The sequence below is a fragment of the Tatumella ptyseos ATCC 33301 genome (assembly GCF_000735525.1).
Taxonomy (GTDB): domain Bacteria; phylum Pseudomonadota; class Gammaproteobacteria; order Enterobacterales; family Enterobacteriaceae; genus Tatumella; species Tatumella ptyseos.
In genome coordinates this window covers 97,685-117,646 of sequence record NZ_JMPR01000035.1, presented here as the reverse complement: position 1 = coordinate 117,646, position 19,962 = coordinate 97,685, and the positions used below count along the sequence as shown (strand labels likewise).

Below are 19,962 nucleotides of genomic sequence, written 5' to 3'. Positions count from 1 at the left end.
GATAGAATTCAGAGAAACAACAATGGCTACAGCAAAACCCGATTTAAAACTGATTACCGGTGATGCCCCGTACCGTGATGACCCGGCAGCACTTTTCAACCAGCTCTGCGGTGCACGTCCGGCAACTCTGTTGCTGGAATCTGCCGATGTCGACAGTAAAAATAATCTGCAAAGCTTGCTGATCACTGACAGTGCTTTACGGATCACTGCATTCGGTCGTACCGTGACCGTACAGGCCTTGTCTGAAAACGGGGCCAGCCTGCTTCCCCTGCTGGATGCTGCTCTGCCTCAGGACGTGGAAATCTGCGTCAGGCCCGATGGCCGGGAACTGATCTTTCCGCCGATTGACCCGTTACAGGACGAAGACTCCCGCCTGAAATCAGTATCCGTAATGGATGCTCTGCGGCTGATCCCGACACTGATCCACAGTGACCCGAAACAACGCGAAGCGGTAATGCTGGGCGGGTTATTTGCTTATGACCTGGTCGCCGGGTTTGAAACTCTGCCGGAACTGACCAATGAACAGCGTTGCCCGGACTATTGTTTTTACCTGGCCGAAACCTTACTGGTCATTGATCACCAGTCACGCACCTCGCGGGTGCAGGCCAGTGTCTTTACCCCGTCGGTGAGCGAATTTGAACGTCTGCAACAACGCGTCCACCAGTTGCATCAGCAAATGTTACAACCTTCGGCCACGCCGGTAGCTCAGAAAGTGGAGCAAATGTCCCTGAGCTGTAATCAGAGCGATGAGGTTTATTGTGACGTTGTCACTAAACTGCAGCATGCCATCCGCATCGGCGAAATTTTCCAGGTCGTGCCTTCCCGCCGTTTTTCTCTGCCCTGCCCGTCCCCCCTGGCCGCGTATGAGACCCTGAAAAACAGCAACCCAAGTCCTTATATGTTTTTTATGCAGGATCAGGATTTCACGCTGTTTGGCGCATCCCCGGAAAGCTCACTGAAATATTCCGCCACCACGCGGCAGATAGAGATTTACCCGATCGCCGGTACCCGTCCGCGCGGACGTAATGCGGCCGGTGAACTGGACCGTGACCTGGACAGCCGTATTGAACTGGAAATGCGTACCGATCATAAAGAACTGGCAGAGCATCTGATGCTGGTTGACCTGGCGCGTAATGATCTTGCGCGCATCTGCGTGCCGGGCAGCCGGCATGTCGCCGATCTGACCAAAGTCGACCGCTATACATTTGTGATGCATCTGGTCTCCCGCGTCATCGGCAAGCTCCGTGAAGATCTTGATGTACTGCATGCATACCGCGCGGTGATGAACATGGGTACCCTGAGCGGAGCTCCGAAAGTCCGTGCGATGCAGCTTATTGCTGAGTCAGAAGGCACACGCCGGGGTTCCTACGGCGGGGCTGTAGGTTACTTCACCGGAACCGGAGATTTTGATACCTGCATTGTGATCCGTTCTGCTTATGTGGAAGACGGTATTGCAACCGTCCAGGCCGGGGGCGGTGTCGTGCTGGATTCCATACCTCAGGCAGAAGCAGACGAAAGTCGTAATAAAGCGCGTGCGGTGCTACGAGCCATCGCAACAGCCCATCAATGTAAGGAGATTTTCTGATGGCTGATATTTTACTGCTGGATAACTTTGATTCCTTTACCTACAACCTGGTCGACCAGTTGCGCACGTTCGGCCACCGGGTCATGGTTTACCGTAATAACCTGCCGGTGGAAACGCTGACAGAACGCCTGCGCACTATGGAAAACCCGGTACTGATGTTATCCCCGGGGCCTGGCGCCCCTGCGGATGCCGGCAGCATGCCCGCCCTGCTGAAAGCCATGCGCGGCAAGGTTCCGATTATCGGTATCTGTCTTGGCCATCAGGCGATCGTCGAAAGTTACGGCGGCGTGGTGGGTCAGGCCGGGGAGATCCTGCATGGTAAAGCCTCTGCCATCAGCCATGACGGACAACATATGTTCAGTGGCTTACCGAATCCTTTACCGGTTGCCCGTTACCACTCGCTGGTCGGCAGTAGCATCCCGGCAGACGTCACGGTTAACGCGACCTTTAACGGAATGGTCATGGCCGTTCGTCATGATAAGGACAAAGTCTGCGGCTTCCAGTTCCACCCTGAGTCAATTCTGACCACGCAGGGAGCAAAGCTTCTGGAACAAACCCTGGTATGGGCGCTTAGCGATTAAGGACAAGGATATGCAACAAATTCTGGAACAACTCTATCAGGGCAAAATCATCAGCCAGGCAGAGAGTGAACAGCTATTCTCTGCTATCGTCACCGGAGAAATGGACCCGGTCTCACTGGGGGCCGCTCTGATAGCCATGAAAGTCCGCGGGGAAACTCCCCCGGAGATTGCCGGGGCCGCAACCGCCCTGCTGGCCAACGCGCGGAACTTTCCGCGCCCTGATTACCCCTTCGCTGACATTGTGGGTACCGGCGGCGACGGCAGCAACAGTATTAATATTTCCACCGCCAGTGCGTTTGTTGCTGCGGCCTGTGGCCTGAAAGTTGCCAAACATGGAAACCGCAGTGTCTCCAGTAAGTCTGGCTCTTCCGATTTACTGGCGGCCTTTGGCATCAACCTGGACATGCCCCCGGAAACCGCCCGTCAGGCCCTGGATGAAGATAACCTCTGCTTCCTGTTTGCCCCGCAGTACCACAGCGGCTTCCGGTATGCGATGCCTGTGCGTAAACAACTGCAGACACGCACATTGTTTAATGTGCTCGGGCCGTTAATTAACCCGGCCCGCCCTCCGCTGGCACTGATCGGCGTTTACAGCCCGCAGTTACTGCAACCGGTGGCTGAAACCCTGCGGATGTTAGGGTATCACCGCGCTGCCGTGGTTCATGGCGGAGGAATGGATGAAATTGCAGTCCACAGCAGCACTCTGGTGGCCGAATTGCGCGACGGGGAAATCACCCGCTATGAGGTCAGTCCGCCGGATTTTGGTCTGGATTTCCATTCGCAGGATTCCCTGGCCGGCGGAACGCCCGGAGAAAACCGTGACATTTTGCGTCAACTGCTGCAGGGTAAAGGGCAGACAGCGCATGAACATGCCATTGCTATCAATGTCGCCATGCTGATGAAACTGTTTGGTCATGAAGATTTACGCCACAATGCTGAACAGGCCATTGCAACCCTCCGTAGCGGACGGGCTTATGACTGTGTCACCGCACTGGCTGCAAGAGGATAACCATGAAGGGTACCGTTTTAGAGAAAATTGTTGCCGATAAAGCCATCTGGGTTGCCGAACGTAAGCAAAAACAGCCCCTGGAAACGTTCAGGGATGCTCTGGCACCTTCTTCCCGCAATTTTTATCAGGCTCTGCAGCGTGAAAAAAGCGCCTTTATTCTGGAATGTAAAAAAGCATCGCCATCAAAAGGGTTGATCCGTGAGGATTTTGACCCGGCCACTATCGCCGGGGTCTACCGCGAATATGCGTCCGCGGTATCGGTGCTGACTGATGAAAAATATTTCCAGGGCAGCTTTGATTTCCTGCCTATCGTGAGTCAGGCGACCACCCAGCCGGTATTGTGCAAAGATTTTATTATTGATCCCTACCAGATCTACCTGGCTCGCCATTATCAGGCAGATGCCATATTACTGATGCTATCGGTACTGGATGACCAGCAATACCGTGAGCTGGCTGAGGTCGCTCACTCCCTGAATATGGGGGTCCTGACCGAAGTCAGTAATCAGGAAGAACTCGAACGCGCGCGGGTACTGAAACCCCGTGTGGCCGGGATCAATAACCGTGACCTGCGCGACCTGTCAATTGACCTGGAAAAAACCCGTCAGCTCGCCCCGCAGTTACCTGAAGACGCTATCGTCATCAGTGAGTCCGGTATCTACGACTATGCTCAAATCCGTGAATTACAGCATTATGCGGGGGGCTTTTTGATCGGATCATCCCTGATGTCTGAAGATGATCTGGGCATGGCGGTGCGTCGCGTCCTGACCGGCGATAATAAGGTCTGTGGCCTGACACGGCCTGAAGATGTCAAAGCAGCCTATACGCACGGTGCCGTTTACGGCGGATTCATTTTTGCCGCCGGTTCACCGCGCCAGGTTACCGAACAACAGGCCGCAGAACTCACCCGGGCTGCGCCGCTGAAATTCGTGGGTGTTTTCCGTAATGATACACCGGAACACATCGCCGGTATCGCCCGCCGTCTGTCCCTGAGTGCGGTGCAACTGCACGGAGAGGAAGATGCCGACATGATAGCCCGCCTGCGCCGGTTGCTGCCGGACAACGTCGCCATCTGGAAAGCATTCAGCATCAGTGATCATTTACCGGCACGCGACCTGCCCTATGTGGACCGTTATCTGTTTGATCATGGCAAAGGCGGCAGCGGTCAGTGCTTCGACTGGTCATTACTGAAAGGCCAGGAGCTGCACAATGTCATGCTGGCCGGGGGGATCACCCCTGAGAACTGTGCTGCGGCCGCGGATACCGGCTGTGCCGGCCTGGATATTAATTCAGGCGTTGAACAGGCCCCGGGCATCAAAGATGCAGACAAACTGGCAGACGTATTCCAACAATTACGGGCTTACTAAATTAAGATTCGTCATTCTGACGACACAGGAAATTGAGTTATGACGTTACTGAACCCTTATTTTGGCGAATTTGGCGGAATGTATGTTCCGCAGATCCTGATGCCGGCGCTCAGCCAGCTTGAAGAAGCGTTTGTCAGTGCCCAGCGCGACCCTGAGTTTCAGGCCGAATTCACCGGATTACTGAAGAATTATGCCGGCCGTCCGACCGCACTTACGCTGTGCCGTAATCTGACCCGGGGCACACGTACCCGCCTTTACCTGAAACGCGAAGATCTCTTGCACGGCGGAGCTCATAAAACTAACCAGGTACTCGGTCAGGCACTGCTGGCAAAACGGATGGGGAAGAACGAAATTATCGCTGAAACCGGCGCGGGACAGCATGGTGTCGCCTCAGCACTGGCCTGTGCCCTGCTGGGCATGAAATGCCGTATTTATATGGGCGCTAAAGACGTTGAACGTCAGTCACCTAACGTTTTCCGTATGCGTTTGATGGGTGCAGAAGTGATCCCGGTGCATAGCGGGTCAGCCACCCTAAAAGACGCCTGTAATGAAGCCTTACGTGACTGGTCAGGCAGTTACGAGACGGCTCACTATATGCTGGGGACGGCCGCCGGCCCGCATCCTTACCCGACGATCGTGCGCGAATTTCAGCGGATGATTGGAGAAGAAACCCGGCAGCAGATCCTGGAGCACGAAGGACGTCTGCCGGATGCGGTGATTGCCTGTGTCGGTGGCGGTTCTAACGCGATTGGGATGTTTGCCGATTTTATTGATGAAACGTCCGTCGGTCTGATTGGTGTTGAACCCGCCGGTCTCGGAATAGAGTCAGGCCAGCACGGTGCCCCCCTGAAATACGGTAAAACCGGGATTTACTTCGGGATGAAAGCCCCGATGATGCAGACCGAAGATGGCCAGATTGAGGAATCTTACTCCATCTCCGCCGGGCTGGACTTCCCGTCAGTCGGTCCGCAACACGCCTGGCTGAACAGTATTGGCCGTGCGGATTACGTGTCTGTCACCGATGATGAAGCCATTGACGCATTTAAAGAGTTATCCCGCCATGAAGGGATTATTCCGGCCCTGGAATCTTCACACGCCCTTGCTCATGCTCTGAAAATGGCCAGAGATAATCCGGAAAAAGAGCAATTGCTGGTCGTTAACCTCTCAGGACGTGGCGACAAAGATATTTTTACCGTGCATGACATCCTGAAGCAGCGTGGAGAATTCTGATGGAACGTTATTCTGAACTTTTTAAGCAACTTTCCGCGAAAGGTGAAGGTGCTTTTGTCCCTTTTGTCACCCTGGGTGACCCTTCCTTTGAGTCTTCTCTGGACATTATTGACGCCCTGGTGGCGGGAGGTGCGGATGCTCTGGAGCTGGGCTTTCCGTTTTCTGATCCGCTGGCGGACGGTCCGACCATCCAGGCCGCTAACCTGCGCGCCCTGAATGCGGGGATGAATACCGAAAAATGTTTCGATATCATCACCCGGGTTCGCAGCAAGTATCCTGACCTGCCTATCGGTTTACTGATTTATGCAAACCTGATCTTCCGCCCGGGTATCGATGCCTTCTATTCCCGTTGCCGGGACGCCGGGGTGGATTCTGTTCTGGTTGCCGATGTGCCGGTTGAAGAATCTCAGCCCTTCCGTCAGGCAGCAATGCGCCATGAGATCGCGCCTATTTTTATCTGCCCGCCAAATGCCAGTGATGATTTACTCCGCGAGATTGCTTCCCACGGGCGCGGCTATACCTATCTGCTTTCACGCGCCGGGGTGACTGGCGCCGAGAACAGCAGATCAGCGCCTTTAGAGCATCTGATCGTGAAACTGAAGGAATATCATGCGGCTCCGCCTATCCAGGGATTCGGTATTTCCAAAGCCGGACAGGTCCGTGAGGTCTTGCAGGCCGGGGCTGCCGGGGCTATTTCGGGGTCGGCGGTGGTAAAAATCATCGAAACCCACCAGCACGAGCCGTCGGTCATGCTGGATAAGCTGACCGGGTTTGCTGCGTCACTGAAAGCGGCCACCCGACAGAACGTCTCCTGAGAGCGTAAAAGGCACTCCGGTGCCTTTTACGTTTAAAATTGGTAGTTCCCGGGAATGCGGTTAAACTTACTTATGCCGGAAGATTTCCGGTTGATCATAACCATGATACAGGGAGGCATTAAATGAAGTTTGTTAAGGTTTTAGCCAGCGCTGTTATGGCATCCGTGGTTGCATTATCACTTGCAGCCTGTGCGCCAACACCAACGAAAGAAGGTACCGGTGGCTACATTGATGACACGGTAATAACTACGAAAGTTAAAGCTCAGCTGCTGGATACTAAGGAGCTGAAATCAACTGAGATTAATGTTGAAACATTCAAAGGCCGCGTACAACTGAGCGGTTTTGTGTCCTCGCCTCAGGTAGCCAGCCGTGCAGTCGATGTTGCACGCAGAATACCGGGCGTAGTCTCCGTTGTGAATAATATGCAGATTAAGTAGCGGAACCCGCTGCCATCAAAAAAGGCCGTCTGACGGCCTTTTTTATTTTCCGGGTTCCACAGGGAGTTATCAGAAGGTGTAACCTGCACCCAGGAAGAATACCCACGGATTGATGTTAGTATTAATGCTTTGTTGCTCACCAGCCGCTTTGAACCGGACTTTAGTATCGATATTCATGTACCACAGTGAGGCATTCAGCATCCAGTGCTGGTTAAGCTGATAATCCATACCGACCTGCCCTGCTACACCCCATGAATTCTTCAGACTCAGATCCGTCAGACCACTGTCACGACCGGTATCATTAAATTTGTTATTGAAGAATGCGGTATAGTTCACACCAACACCCGCATAAGGCTGAAATTTAGAGCTGTTATCCAGGAAGTAGTACTGTGCCATCAGTGTTGGCGGGAGCTGGTGAACGGTTGCCAGGGTACCGGTCGGTCCGAGAGCGACTTTATGACGGAAAGGTGTCGCTGCCAGTAATTCCACACCGATATGATCGGTCGCCATATAAGTAAATGTCAGACCCAGCTGTGTATTGTTACTGACATCAAAGCCACCCATCCCTAAAACATTATCAGAACCCCCGGTCGGACGGACGGTTGCACTGCCTGCTCTGATAAAGAAATCTCCGGCCTGATGCGCTGATGCCACGGCGGGTAATAATGCTGCCATCAGTAAGCCAATTTTTGCCAGTTTCATAGCCACTCCTCTTAGGTACGCGCTTTGCTTTTTTAGTTTTATAAAGATGAACAATGTTTCAACTTCCCTTTATGGTTCCTATATTTAACGTGATTTATCGAGAAAATCATTCGTTTACTTCACAAAAAAAACCTTAAAAAACATAGCCTTGATTTAGATCAATTTTTCCGGAATTTATTAATGACCTTTTTTTCATAAAAACTGTCCGCGAAAGTAAATGGCGTTGTGAGGCACAGATACGCACCGGAGGAATGTCAGAGCATTCTCTGTAATGATTAGATCCGAAAGTTATGTAAGTCGGGGTGCCGGAAAGGAAGCTAAACATGTACAATCAGACGGTTAATCCATTTGTTTTCCAAAGGAGTGTTCATGTCTCTCACGGCCAGCTCGTTATACCGTGATACCGCAAATTTTTTGCGCCACCAGTTAAAAACAATCGTTCTGATTTCATTGGTCAGTGCGTTTGTCACTGTGATCCTGAGCACTGTTTTTGCTCCGGGCCCCGATGAGTTATCTGTACTGGCTCAGAACAGTGACAGTACCGGGTCACTGATCAGCCTGTTGCAGGGGATGTCACCCGAACAACAAAAAATATTACTGCATAGCTCTGCCGTTAGCACTCTTGCGGCATTGATTGGCAACACGCTGTTACTGGGAGGTATGCTGATCCTGCTGCCGGCGGTTTCTGCAGGAAAGCAACTGAGTGCCCTGACGGCTATCGGCGGATCGCTGGGTTTTCTGCCTGCATTGCTGATCCAGACGTTTCTGGTGACCCTGATTGTCCAGCTCGGGTTTATGGTACTGCTGGTGCCGGGGATCCTGTTAACGATCCTTTTCTCCTTCTCCCCGGTGCTACTGAGTCAGAAACAGGCCGGTCTTATCGGCAGCATGAAACAGAGTGTGCCCCTCGCCTGGAAGAATTTTAAAGTACTGGCACCGGCGGTGATCTGCTGGCTACTGGCGAAAGTTATCCTGATTATTCTCTTCTCTTCGATGACCAGTTTACCTGTTGCCTTCTCTTCCTTAATTATTACCGCGTTAGGCAATTTATTATCGGCCGCATTGGTTATCTATCTTTACCGTGCGTATATGCTCTTACGATAACGTCTGTTTTTAATTTCCGGCTTACCTGGTAAGCCGTATTACCGGACCTGCTATGAAACAATTACTCGACTTTCTGCCCCTTGTGGTCTTTTTTGTCTTTTATAAGCTCTATAACATTTTCGTTGCTTCCGGTGCGCTCATTGCGGCAACAGCTATCGCGCTGGTTGTCAGCTGGGTGGTGTATCGTAAACTGGAAAAAATGACCATTATTACGTTCGTTCTGGTCACCGTTTTCGGGTCGCTGACGCTGATTTTCCATAATGATGACTTTATCAAATGGAAAGTCACCGTTATCTACACCCTCTTTGCTGCCGCACTGCTGTTCAGTCAGTGGTGGATGGAAACACCACTTATTCAGTCGATGCTGGGTAAAGAACTGGTGTTACCGTCAGCGGTCTGGCGCCGGTTAAATATTGCCTGGGCTCTGTTTTTCTTTATCTGTGGCCTGATCAATATTTATGTGGCTTTCTGGCTGCCGGAATCGCTTTGGGTGAATTTCAAAGTCTTCGGCCTGACCGCACTGACACTATTATTTACGCTGTTCAGCGGATTGTATATCTGGCGTCACCTGCCTCGTGAAGAGAAATAACCGGGCCTTACAGACCGAAGAATAAAAGAGAAAAGTATGACCGAAACACTTAGACAGCCCCGCGGTGAAATGGTATTACGCACCCTGGCAATGCCCTCAGATACCAATCCTAACGGCGATATTTTCGGGGGCTGGCTGATGTCGCAGATGGACATGGGCGGGGCTATACTGGCGAAAGAGATCGCTAATGGCCGGGTGGTGACCGTACGCGTTGACGGGATGACGTTTATGAAGCCTGTCGCTATCGGCGATGTGGTGAGTTGTCATGCCCATTGTATCCGCACAGGAAACAGCTCGATTACCATCAATGTCGAAGTCTGGGTAAAAAAAGTTTCTTCAGAGCCAATCGGTAAAAGTTACTGTACCACAGAGGCAGTCTTTATCTATGTCGCAGTGGATGAAAACGGTAAGTCACGTCCTCTGAATGAAATGATTGCCAATAAGCAGTTTCCTTAGCGCTTTTTGCCAGGCTTTGACCTGGCAACCCCCGCCAAACAAAACGCCTGATGAAATTATCAGGCGTTTTTTCTGCGGTAATAAGGCTCTGTTCCGATTATTCCACGGATGAACTGCCATCAAGCTTAAATACAATCGTCATCTTCAGGCCGGTACCGGGACTGCCGCTTTTATAACGCCAGCGCGTCATTGCTATTCTCACCTCGCGATCAAACATCATCTTCGGCTGAGAATCGATAATGCGTGCGTTAACGACCCTGCCGTCATTATCCACATCAAATTGTACCTGTACCCGTCCTTCGAGATGGAAAGCCAGAGCACGGGCCGGATAAGCCGGTAGCGTAATGTTCTGCGGCTGAGGCTTACCGTCAGAAATACTGTGTTGATTCGATTTCGACGTTTCAGGGGCTGTCTGTGCTTTTGTCTGTAATGCGTTATTATCATTCTGCACGGCAGACGGTGTCGGTTTAGCCTCTTTCACCGGCTCACGGACAGGTTTCACCTCATGGTGAGGTTTGACGATCGGCTTCTTCACTTCATGCGGTTTTCTGACCACCGGTTTGGGTTTAACCACTGGCCTGGGCTTTTCTATCGGTACAGGCTTGTCGACCGGAGGTTCCGGCGCGGGCTGCGGGGGGACCTCTGCAGGCTCTACCGGCTTTTCCGGCTGATGTTCAGGCTGAGGCTGTGATTTGGCCGCTTCAGGTTGCACTTCAGGGGCAACCATAGAGACATCTATTACCGCTTGTGCGGGCGGCACATTCATAGTCTGATGAAATGACGCAAATAAGAGCCCTGCAATCACCGCGCCATGAAGAGCGACAGAAACCAGCATAGACAGCGGCAAACGTTTAGGAAAATCTTCGGTCAAAGTACTCATAGCCATCGCGTCAGTTCTTGAAAGCCCCCATTCTAAATGCAAATAGCAATCAGTTTCAATAAGTAATGCCCGTCCTCCCCCTGTCATTTTATTTGCACTGATTGCAGAGTTAGCTTACCGTTAAGGTTACAAACAGTTGCCCTGAGAGATTATCAACGTGTTATATGTCATTTATGCAGAGGATACCCCGGATTCACTGGAAAAAAGGCTGTCTGTCAGACCGGCGCATCTGGCGCGTCTGCAGCTACTGAGGGATGAGGGGAAACTGATTATTGCCGGGCCAATGCCGGCGGTTGACAGTAATGACCCGGGGGCCGCCGGATTTACGGGTTCAACGGTGATCGCTGAGTTCTCTTCACTGGAAGAAGCGGAATCCTGGGCGAATGATGACCCCTATGTTGCGGCGAATGTTTACCAGAACGTTACCGTAAAACCCTTTAAGCAGGTGTTCTGAAAAAGACGAAGCTAAAAAACCCAATGGTTAGCATGAAAGCATCGGGAATAAAATACAGAAGGTACACTATGAGGTACACGAAATATTTATTGCCCGATCTTTTAATCTTATATCAGCAGCACACCCATGCCATGACATTGTTTTAGCTCCCGGCTCCCCCTGGCATCGTCCATGTCCCGTACGTCACCTTCAATAACTCCACCATCAGTCGGTGCATCCGTTTGCCAGTACGGACTGAACCTCCGGCAAAACTCAGAAGTAATGTTTAACAGTTGCGGGCGGGTTAGCAAGGATAAACAGCAGGGAGCTTCGCTGCTTTTTGGCTAACTGATGCCGGATAGCAATAATGCGTGTATAGCGGCGTGACTGCGCTTCCAGCCAGCGCACCTTGCGGCGATTTTTCTGCCGGGCCATTCGCCAACGGGCCACTTCATTTCTGCTTTTTTTCATTGTTCCACCCTCTTCCGCGTCATTGGTGCATTATACGCCAATGCCCCGGGGATCCAATGACCGATTAGAAAAGGTTTCACAATACCGGAACTCAACGTAAACTCATTACACGAAAGCGTGAACCGGACTTCCATTTAATGACGACATTCTATTCCCTGCTCAACGGGTTACTATTATTTGGCTACTGGCTATTAATTGCAGGGGTTACCCTCCGGATCCTGATGAAGCGAAGAACCGTATCATCCTCTATGGTCTGGCTGCTGATTATCTATATCCTGCCCCTGGTCGGCATTATTGCTTATCTGAGTTTCGGTGAACTCTATCTGGGTAAACGCCGTGCAGAACGGGCCAGAACCATGTGGCCCTCTACCGCTCGCTGGCTGGCTGAGTTAAGGAAGTCTTCTCATATATTTGCGACCCGCACCAGCGATGTTGCCAGCGCCCTGTTTAAATTATGCGAACATCGCCACGGGATTGCCGGTGTGCGTGGGAATCAGCTCACGTTACTGACGCACCCGGATGACGTAATGGCGTCGCTGGTCAACGATATCCGTCAGGCCAGCCATAATATCGAGATGGTGTTTTATATCTGGCAGCCCGGGGGCCGGGCTGATGATGTGGCCGAAGCCTTTATGGACGCCGCACAACGGGGCGTTCACTGCCGACTCATGCTGGACTCCGCGGGCAGCCGGCAGTTTTTCAAAAGCCCGTGGCCTAAAAAGTTTCGTCAGGCGGGTATCGAGGTCGTCGAAGCCTTACAGGTTAATTTGCTGAGGGTGTTCCTGCGACGAATGGATCTGCGGCAACACCGTAAAATCGTACTGATTGATAATTATATTGCCTATACCGGCAGTATGAATCTGGTGGATCCACGCTTTTTCAAACAGGATGCCGGTGTCGGCCAATGGGTCGACCTGATGGCACGCATGGAAGGCCCCGTGGCGATCACGCTGGGGATCGTTTATTCCTGTGACTGGGAGATAGAAACCGGGAAACGGATTTTACCGCCACAACCCGACCAGGTTGTCATGCCCTTTGAGCAATCCAGCGGGCATATTATTCAGGTTATCGCCTCCGGCCCGGGCTTTCCGGAAGATATGATCCATCAGGCCCTGCTCACTGCTATTTATTCGGCTCGTGAACAACTGACCATGACAACGCCGTATTTTGTTCCCAGTGATGACCTGCTGCATGCTATCTGCACTGCGGCTCTGCGTGGTGTGGATGTTCGCTTGATTGTTCCTGAAAAGAACGATTCCATGCTGGTCGACTGGGCAAGCCGGGCATTCTTTACTGAACTGCTGGAGGCAGGCGTAAAAATTTATCAGTTCTCTGAGGGGCTGCTGCATACCAAAAGTGTGCTCATCGACGGTGAACTTTGTCTGGTAGGCACCGTCAATCTGGATATGCGTAGTCTGTGGCTGAATTTTGAGGTCACGCTGGTAGTGGATGATGGTGATTTCGGTAATGATGTCGACCTGGTACAGCAGGATTATATTGAACGTTCAACACGACTGAGCGGTGCAGAATGGGCGAAACGCTCGTACTGGCGGCGGATTCTGGAACGACTGTTTTACTTCTTTAGTCCTTTGCTGTAAAAAAGGCCGCATATACACTTTTGATTAGTACAGGCTGAACATGGATCTTAATAATCGTCTTACTGAAGATGAAACGCTGGAGCAGGCTTACGATATCTTTCTTGAGCTGGCAGGAGATAACCTGGAACCGGCTGATATCATTCTGTTTAACCTGCAGTTTGAAGAGCGTGGTAGTGCCGAATTACTGGACCCTGCCGAAGACTGGCAGGAACACGTCGATTTCGACCTGAACCCTGATTTTTTTGCTGAGGTAGTGATTGGTCTCGGTGAGACCGAAGCTGACCCGGTGACGGATATTTTTGCCCGCGTATTACTGTGCCGGGAGAAAGATCATAAGCTGTGCCATATTCTGTGGCGTGAGTAATTATCGTTCAGTCATCCGGTGAATGATAACGAGGTAACCCCGGTCCCGCCGGAGGTTACCCTTCTTCCGGCCACCGATGAAAACTTTCTTTTTATACCCTCTCTTCCCTGCTGATTTTCCCTGTATTGTTCGCTCACCCGGCACGTCTCTTTTTTACGCCGGTATCTCAGTACCTCCTCGCAGGCCCTTTACCGTGACCGCAAACGTTCGTCATGGCGATCCGTTTCGGTGACTTACTGACCGACGGAACGGCATGCCGGTTCTGTCCGGGGATGAACGGGTCACCCGGGGTTGTGTGCGAAGGCTAGCCGGAAAAAAATGCAGCATCTCAGATCAATAAAGCCGGGTTGCCCCGGCTTTTGGTTAACGCAGGGTGATCACCCTCAGAGTGCTTCAGCTTTCAGGCAGGCTACCGTATGAGTAGCGTCTCCCTGTATCTGAGGTCGTTCGTTACGGCACCGATCCTCAGCCAGCGGGCAGCGGGTAGAAAAGACACAACCCCGGGGCGGATTTATCGGGGATGGCAGGTCTCCCTCAAGTAACTGAATGGTTTTATTTCTTTCCAGTTCCGGGTCCGGCAGCGGTACTGCCGACATCAGGGCACGGGTATACGGATGTGCCGGTGTTGTATACACTTTTTCATCATCACCCGTTTCAACCGCGTGGCCGAGATACATGACCATCACTTTATCAGAAATATGTTTTACCACCGCTAGATCATGGGCGATGAAAATTAACGCCAGCCCCATTTCGCGCTGCAGCTTTTTCAGCAGGTTAACCACCTGCGCCTGGATAGAAACATCCAGTGCCGACACCGGCTCATCACAGATAATCAGTTTAGGCTCAAGGATCAGTGCCCTGGCAATGCCGATCCTCTGACACTGTCCGCCGGAGAACTCGTGTGGATAGCGGTTGATCATATTCGGCAGCAGGCCCACTTTCTGCATCATGGCCTGTACGCGTTCTCTGACTTCAGCTTTTGACACCCGCGGGCGGCGGCTGCGCAGCGGTTCAGCAATGATGTCGCCAATGGTCATCCGCGGGTCAAGGGAGGCGAGCGGATCCTGAAAAATCATCTGGATATCCCCGCGGGCCTTTTGCCATTCAGCAGCATTTGCGCCGGCCAGCTCTTTACCCATCCAGCAAATACTGCCTTCGGTGGCTTTCACCAGCCCGATCACCGCACGTGCCAGGGTAGATTTACCACAGCCGGACTCTCCGACCACACCCAGGGTCTCTCCCTGGTGGAGTTTAAAACTCACACCATCGACCGCTTTCAGGTTCACGGCCGGTTGCCAGAACCACTGTTTTTTTTGTTTGATCTCAAACCAGACTTTCAGGTTTTTAACTTCAAGCAGCAACGGATTACGGGTTTCATTCGCCGTTATCATTGTATTTCCTCCACGCTTCTGTGGCAGGCTCTGATCCTGCCTCCTGCACTCATAACGGCAGCCGGTGAGGTTTCACACAGCGGCACTGCAAATTCACATCTCGGACGGAACGGACAGCCGGAAGGTAAATTCAGCAGGTTAGGAGGATTCCCCGGGATAGTACGCAATTCGCTGTCTTCCCGGTCCAGACGGGGTACGGCTTTTAACAAGCCCCGGGTATAAGGATGTGACGGCTGAGCAAATAGCTCATCTGCCGTGGCGTACTCCATCGTCCGGCCCCCGTACATCACCAGCACCTTATCACAGCCCCCTGCCACAACGCCCAGGTCATGGGTGATCAGAATAATCGAGGTGGAAAACTCCCGCTTGAGATCATTCAATAGTGTCATAATTTGTGACTGTACAGTCACATCCAGTGCAGTGGTCGGTTCATCCGCAATCAGTAGTCGTGGCTGACATAACAGCGACATGGCTATCATTACCCGCTGACGCATACCGCCGGAAAACTCATGAGGGTACATTTTCATACGTTGACGTGCGGCCGGGATTTTTACTGCATCCAGCATTTTCACGCACTCTTCAAACGCCACCTTATGACTCAATCCCTTATGTAACATCAGCACTTCAATTAACTGCTCACCGACTTTCATATACGGATTCAGTGACGTCATCGGATCCTGGAAAATCATCCCTATCTGCCCGGCACGCAACTTATTCAGTTGTTTCTCCGGCAGGTTCAGTAATTCCTGCCCCTTGAATTGTGCTGATCCTGACACTTTTCCGTTTCTGGCCAGTAATCCCATCAACGCAAATGCGGTCTGAGACTTACCTGAGCCGGATTCCCCGACAATCCCCAGCGTCTCACCTTCATTCAGGTCAAAGCTCAGGTTATTGACCGCGGTCACATCACCATCGTGGGTCGAAAAAGTCACCCGCAGATCTTTTACCGCCAGTAACGGCTGTGTCCTTAAATTTTCAACAGTCATTGCGGTGCTCCTTAGCGATCTTTCGGGTCGAGGGCATCACGCAAACCATCGCCGATAAAGTTAAAACAGAACAGAGTGACCACCAGAAAACTGGCCGGAAACAGTAATAACCAGGGGGAGACTTCCATAGAGTTTGCTCCGTCACTTAACAGAGCCCCCCAACTGCTCAGCGGTTCCTGGGTACCCAGACCAAGGAAGCTCAGGAAAGATTCAAACAGGATCATTCCGGGCACCAGCAACGAGGCATACACGACGACAACCCCTAAGACATTCGGGATAATGTGTCGAAGCACAATTCCACTGGTGGAGACTCCGGCCACACGAGCCGCTTCAATATACTCTTTCCCTTTCAGGGCCAGTGTTTGCCCGCGTACAATACGCGCCATATCCAGCCAGGACACCATACCAATGGCGACAAAAATCAGCAGGATATTACGGCCAAAGAAGGTAACCAGCAGGATCACAAAGAACATGAACGGGAAAGAGTTAAGGATTTCCAGCAAGCGCATCATAAATGCATCGATTTTCCCCCCCACATAACCGGCAATCGACCCATACAGGGTACCGACAATCACGGCGATAGCGGCCGATGCGATACCGACCATCAGTGAGATACGTCCGCCAATCGCTACCCGCACCAGAAGATCACGACCGGACGAGTCAGTTCCGAACCAGTGCCCGGAACTGAAATCCGGTGCCGCAGACATCATATTCCAGTCGGTATCATCGTAGGCAAACGGCGATATCATCGGAGCGAAGGCCACGAACAGAATGATAAGAAGCAGCAAAAACAGGCTGACCAGAGCGGCACGGTTATGGATAAACCGGCGACCGGCATCCTGCCACAGACTGCGGCCTTTGATGGTGGTATCACCCAGTAAGCTTTGGGTCAGTTCTTTATTTCTTTTAAATAAAATCATCTTCAACTCCCGCCATCAGTAGCGAATTTTCGGGTCGATAACGGCATACAAAATATCGACGATGGCGTTAAAAGCAATGGTCAGTACCCCGACCAGGATAGTCAGGCTGAGAACCAGTGAATAATCGCGGTTCAGTGCGCCATTCACAAACAGTTGCCCGATGCCCGGCAATCCGAAAATTGATTCAATGACCATCGACCCGGTAATAATGCCCACGAAAGCTGGCCCCATATAGGAAACCACTGGCAGTAATGCGGGACGCAGAGCATGACGGAAGACGATACGGCTCATCGGCATTCCTTTTGCACGCGCAGTACGGATATAGTCCGAATGCATAACTTCAATCATTGAGCTGCGCATAATTCGGGCAATACTGGAGATGTAAGCCAGTGACAGGGCCAGCATCGGCAGTAAGACGTATTGCCACTGCCCGCCATTCCAGCCTCCGCCGGGAAGCCATTTCAGGGTGATCGCAAATATTAAGACCAGTAAGGGAGCGACAACAAACGACGGGATCACCACACCGGTCATTGCCACCCCCATCACCGCATAGTCCCAGAAGGTGTTCTGCCGCAGGGCAGCAATGATACCGGCCGCGATACCGCACACCATTGCAAAGCAAAATGCCGCCAGCCCCAGAGATGCAGAAACCGGGAAAGCTTGCCCTATCAGATAGTTAACACTGAAATCTTTATATTTAAAGGAAGGCCCGAAATCGCCGTGGGCCAGCTTGACCAGGTAGTCAACATACTGTTCGCCAATAGGCTCATTCAGGTGATAACTGGCTTCAATATTCGCCATGACTTCCGGAGGGAGATTACGCTCTCCGGTGAAGGGGCTGCCTGGTGCAAGCCGCATCATAAAAAAGGAGATAGTAATCAATATAAACAACGTCGGGATGGCCTCAGCGACCCTTCGTAAAATAAATTTCAACATGACATTACCTTAATTCCATTGCTACCGTCATTTTTGACCGGAAAACCGGCCTGTATTACAGAGACAGGCCGGATCCGTAAAATAAATTAATGTTTGATTATATATAAGTTTTTATCATAAACATGGTCAAGTGGATCTTTACCCGTATAGCCGCCAACATAGGTTTTCACCAGCCGGGTATTGGCATAATAAAATACAGGGACGATAGCCGAATCTTTGTCCAGGATCTGCTCCGCTTTCTGATAGTCCGACGCACGTTGTGCCGCATCGCTGGCATTGGCGGCATCTTTCAGTACCTGGTCGAACGCAGTATCTGAATAGAACGCGGTATTATTGCTGTCACCGGTTTGCATAGTGTTCAGGAATGCGCTCGGCTCGTTATAATCAGCACACCAGCCGGCACGCGCCATCTGATAGGTCCCCTGATGACGAGAGTCCAGATAAGTTTTCCATTCCTGATTTTCCAGTACCACATTCACACCCAGATTTTTCTTCCAGAGGGATGCCGCGGCAATCGCCAGCTTTTTATGCAGGTCTGAAGTGTTATAGAGCAGCGTGAAGGTCAGCGGATGCCCCGGGCCATAGCCGGCTTCCTGCAATAATTTTTTAGCCTCAGCGTTGCGTTGTGCCTGAGTTTCGGTAAACCAGGCCGGTTTTGTCACATCAATACCATTGGTCGCAGGATCGGTCAGGCTGTACGCGGCAGTCTGTCCCTGGGCCAGCACTTTATTCACGACGATATCGCGATCCAGTCCAAGCTTGATGGCGGTACGGACACGGACATCATTAAACGGTGCTGACTTATTATTCAGTTCATAGAAATAGGTGCAGAGATAAGGATCAACATGCAGATCTTTAGGATGGTCTTGCTTCAGCTTGCGGAATAATTCGATAGGCAGATTGTTATAAGTGACATCACTGCCATTTGCAGAGTAGAAGCGATTAACGTCGTTAACTTCAGAATCAATGGGCAGGAACGTGACTTTATTAATCACTGTGTGGGCGTTATCCCAGTATTTCGGATTACGGACAACCACGATCTTCTCATTCACAATATGGGATTGCAGAGTATATGCACCATTACCGACCCAATGCTGCGGTAATGTCCACTGATCGCCATATTTTTCAACCACCGGTGGATAGACCGGAGACAGTGCCGCATAAGTCAGTAGCTGATCAAAGAAAGGAACTGATGTGGTCAGTGTCACCTGAAGAGTATGATCATCCAGCGCCTTTACGCCAAGTTGGTCCGGCGATTTTTTACCGGCAATGATGTCATCAACATTTTCCACATGCCCGTATTGCAGATAACTGGCATACGGTGATGCGGTTTTCGGATTCACCAGTCTGCGCCAGCTGTAAACAAAGTCCTGCGCCGTCACCGGGGCACCATTCGACCAGAGGGCATTTTTACGTAAATGGAAAGTCCAGACTTTACCGTCTTTATTTTCCCAGCTCTCTGCCACCCCCGGGATCACTTTACCCTCGGTGCCTACTACCGCCAGCCCTTCGAGTAGATCATAACTGACATTACTCTCCGGTGAGCCTTCAATTTTATGCGGGTCCAGCGACTGCACTTCCCCGCCATTACCTTTTATTAATTCCTGTTTCGCGGCCAGAGTTACCCCGGCTGGGACGTCTGCGGCCTGCACCTGCTGAATAGCCATCTGGCTCATTGCAAGGACTATCCCTGCGGCGAGTAACCTCTTACCAGGTAATTTACTCATTTTCCGGCTCCGTTGTTTGCATTTGTTATTGTCTGGCGGATAGGTCACCCCCGTATTTCCGGAGGTTTATACTTATTATTTCCTTACCGTCGTCACTGTGTCTGTCTTTTTACCCGGGAATCAATCCGATGTATGAATAGCAGGATAATTTCACCGCGAAGCGAATCATCCTCACATTGTGAAACATAATCACTATAAAGGGATAAACTTCACAATAAAAGACCAATCAATGCATAAACTATGCCAATAAATGTCATTAAAGATGAATATTTTCCATGTACAAGGGCGGGGGCTAACGCTTTGGTTTTTTTGAAAATCCGGGTGGACACTCTTTAATCAGAAAAGCAGCTAATAACCACAGCGGTGTTATAAGCGACAGGAATA

General features: G+C 51.3%; 19 protein-coding genes and 1 pseudogene. 12 read left to right on the top strand and 8 right to left on the bottom strand.

Annotation, left to right across the window (positions count from 1 at the left end; all coding sequences use genetic code 11):
* Positions 1 to 22: 22 nt before the first annotated feature.
* The 6 genes and pseudogenes from GTPT_RS10385 (at position 23) to GTPT_RS10355 (ending at position 7,021) form a co-directional block, all read left to right on the top strand.
* The gene (locus GTPT_RS10385) at positions 23 to 1,585 is read left to right on the top strand and encodes an anthranilate synthase component 1 (protein ID WP_029990349.1); all 1,563 of its coding nucleotides are present in this window, start codon (positions 23 to 25) and stop codon (positions 1,583 to 1,585) included.
* Positions 1,585 to 3,175, top strand: a pseudogene (gene trpD, locus GTPT_RS17835) (bifunctional anthranilate synthase glutamate amidotransferase component TrpG/anthranilate phosphoribosyltransferase TrpD). The gene GTPT_RS10385 and the pseudogene trpD overlap by 1 nt, the downstream one beginning before the upstream one ends.
* 2 nt (positions 3,176 to 3,177) lie before the next feature.
* Entirely contained in the window at positions 3,178 to 4,539 is a 1,362-nt protein-coding gene (gene trpCF, locus GTPT_RS10370) for a bifunctional indole-3-glycerol-phosphate synthase TrpC/phosphoribosylanthranilate isomerase TrpF (protein ID WP_029990346.1), read from the top strand.
* Between the two features lie 39 nt (positions 4,540 to 4,578).
* On the top strand, positions 4,579 to 5,769 hold the full coding sequence (gene trpB / locus GTPT_RS10365) for a tryptophan synthase subunit beta (protein WP_029990345.1): 1,191 nt from the start codon (positions 4,579 to 4,581) through the stop codon (positions 5,767 to 5,769).
* Entirely contained in the window at positions 5,769 to 6,584 is an 816-nt protein-coding gene (trpA, locus tag GTPT_RS10360) for a tryptophan synthase subunit alpha (RefSeq protein WP_025903073.1), read from the top strand. The genes trpB and trpA overlap by 1 nt, the downstream gene beginning before the upstream one ends.
* Positions 6,585 to 6,706: 122 nt before the next feature.
* Positions 6,707 to 7,021, top strand: coding sequence for a BON domain-containing protein (locus tag GTPT_RS10355; protein ID WP_025903072.1), 315 nt, complete (start codon positions 6,707 to 6,709; stop codon positions 7,019 to 7,021).
* A gap of 69 nt (positions 7,022 to 7,090) precedes the next feature.
* Here GTPT_RS10355 and ompW read toward each other — a convergent pair whose 3' ends face one another.
* On the bottom strand, positions 7,091 to 7,723 hold the full coding sequence (gene ompW / locus GTPT_RS10350; protein WP_025903071.1) for an outer membrane protein OmpW: 633 nt from the start codon (positions 7,721 to 7,723) through the stop codon (positions 7,091 to 7,093).
* 369 nt (positions 7,724 to 8,092) lie between these two features.
* Between ompW and GTPT_RS10345 the strand changes: the two genes are divergently transcribed.
* From GTPT_RS10345 to yciA, 3 genes are read left to right on the top strand one after another with little or no spacing between them, the layout of a single operon-like run.
* Positions 8,093 to 8,827 (top strand): YciC family protein, encoded by a 735-nt coding sequence (locus GTPT_RS10345; protein WP_025903070.1) that lies wholly within the window; start codon positions 8,093 to 8,095, stop codon positions 8,825 to 8,827.
* A 52-nt stretch (positions 8,828 to 8,879) separates the two neighbouring features.
* Entirely contained in the window at positions 8,880 to 9,416 is a 537-nt protein-coding gene (locus tag GTPT_RS10340; RefSeq protein WP_025903069.1) for a septation protein A, read from the top strand.
* A 36-nt stretch (positions 9,417 to 9,452) separates the two neighbouring features.
* Positions 9,453 to 9,872, top strand: a complete 420-nt coding sequence (gene yciA / locus GTPT_RS10335) for an acyl-CoA thioester hydrolase YciA (protein WP_025903068.1) — start codon at positions 9,453 to 9,455, stop codon at positions 9,870 to 9,872.
* Positions 9,873 to 9,969: 97 nt separating this feature from the next.
* Here yciA and GTPT_RS10330 read toward each other — a convergent pair whose 3' ends face one another.
* Positions 9,970 to 10,752, bottom strand: coding sequence for an energy transducer TonB (locus GTPT_RS10330; RefSeq protein WP_025903067.1), 783 nt, complete (start codon positions 10,750 to 10,752; stop codon positions 9,970 to 9,972).
* A 157-nt stretch (positions 10,753 to 10,909) separates the two neighbouring features.
* On the opposite strand from GTPT_RS10330, the gene GTPT_RS10325 reads away from it, so the two are divergent.
* Positions 10,910 to 11,206, top strand: a complete 297-nt coding sequence (locus GTPT_RS10325) for a YciI family protein (RefSeq protein WP_025903066.1) — start codon at positions 10,910 to 10,912, stop codon at positions 11,204 to 11,206.
* 252 nt (positions 11,207 to 11,458) lie between these two features.
* On the opposite strand, the gene GTPT_RS10320 is transcribed toward GTPT_RS10325, so the two are convergent.
* Positions 11,459 to 11,656, bottom strand: coding sequence for a YciY family protein (locus tag GTPT_RS10320; protein WP_025903065.1), 198 nt, complete (start codon positions 11,654 to 11,656; stop codon positions 11,459 to 11,461).
* A 137-nt stretch (positions 11,657 to 11,793) separates the two neighbouring features.
* Between GTPT_RS10320 and cls the strand changes: the two genes are divergently transcribed.
* Both cls and GTPT_RS10310 read left to right on the top strand, forming a co-directional pair.
* Entirely contained in the window at positions 11,794 to 13,254 is a 1,461-nt protein-coding gene (gene cls, locus GTPT_RS10315; RefSeq protein WP_025903064.1) for a cardiolipin synthase, read from the top strand.
* 34 nt (positions 13,255 to 13,288) lie between these two features.
* Positions 13,289 to 13,618, top strand: a complete 330-nt coding sequence (locus tag GTPT_RS10310) for an HI1450 family dsDNA-mimic protein (RefSeq protein WP_025903063.1) — start codon at positions 13,289 to 13,291, stop codon at positions 13,616 to 13,618.
* Between the two features lie 383 nt (positions 13,619 to 14,001).
* Here the strand turns inward: GTPT_RS10310 and oppF are convergent, their stop codons facing one another.
* The 5 genes from oppF to GTPT_RS10285 form a co-directional block, all read right to left on the bottom strand.
* Positions 14,002 to 15,009 (bottom strand): murein tripeptide/oligopeptide ABC transporter ATP binding protein OppF, encoded by a 1,008-nt coding sequence (oppF, locus tag GTPT_RS10305; RefSeq protein WP_029990343.1) that lies wholly within the window; start codon positions 15,007 to 15,009, stop codon positions 14,002 to 14,004.
* Complete coding sequence (oppD, locus tag GTPT_RS10300) at positions 15,006 to 15,995, bottom strand: oligopeptide ABC transporter ATP-binding protein OppD (protein ID WP_025903061.1); 990 nt, start codon at positions 15,993 to 15,995, stop codon at positions 15,006 to 15,008. The genes oppF and oppD overlap by 4 nt, the downstream gene beginning before the upstream one ends.
* A gap of 11 nt (positions 15,996 to 16,006) precedes the next feature.
* The gene (gene oppC, locus GTPT_RS10295; protein ID WP_025903060.1) at positions 16,007 to 16,915 is read right to left on the bottom strand and encodes an oligopeptide ABC transporter permease OppC; all 909 of its coding nucleotides are present in this window, start codon (positions 16,913 to 16,915) and stop codon (positions 16,007 to 16,009) included.
* Positions 16,916 to 16,930: 15 nt separating this feature from the next.
* Positions 16,931 to 17,851: an oligopeptide ABC transporter permease OppB gene (gene oppB / locus GTPT_RS10290; RefSeq protein ID WP_025903059.1), complete on the bottom strand. Its 921-nt coding sequence runs from the start codon at positions 17,849 to 17,851 to the stop codon at positions 16,931 to 16,933.
* Positions 17,852 to 17,937: 86 nt separating this feature from the next.
* Positions 17,938 to 19,578, bottom strand: coding sequence for an ABC transporter substrate-binding protein (locus GTPT_RS10285; RefSeq protein WP_025903058.1), 1,641 nt, complete (start codon positions 19,576 to 19,578; stop codon positions 17,938 to 17,940).
* Between the last annotated feature and the right edge of the window lie 384 nt (positions 19,579 to 19,962).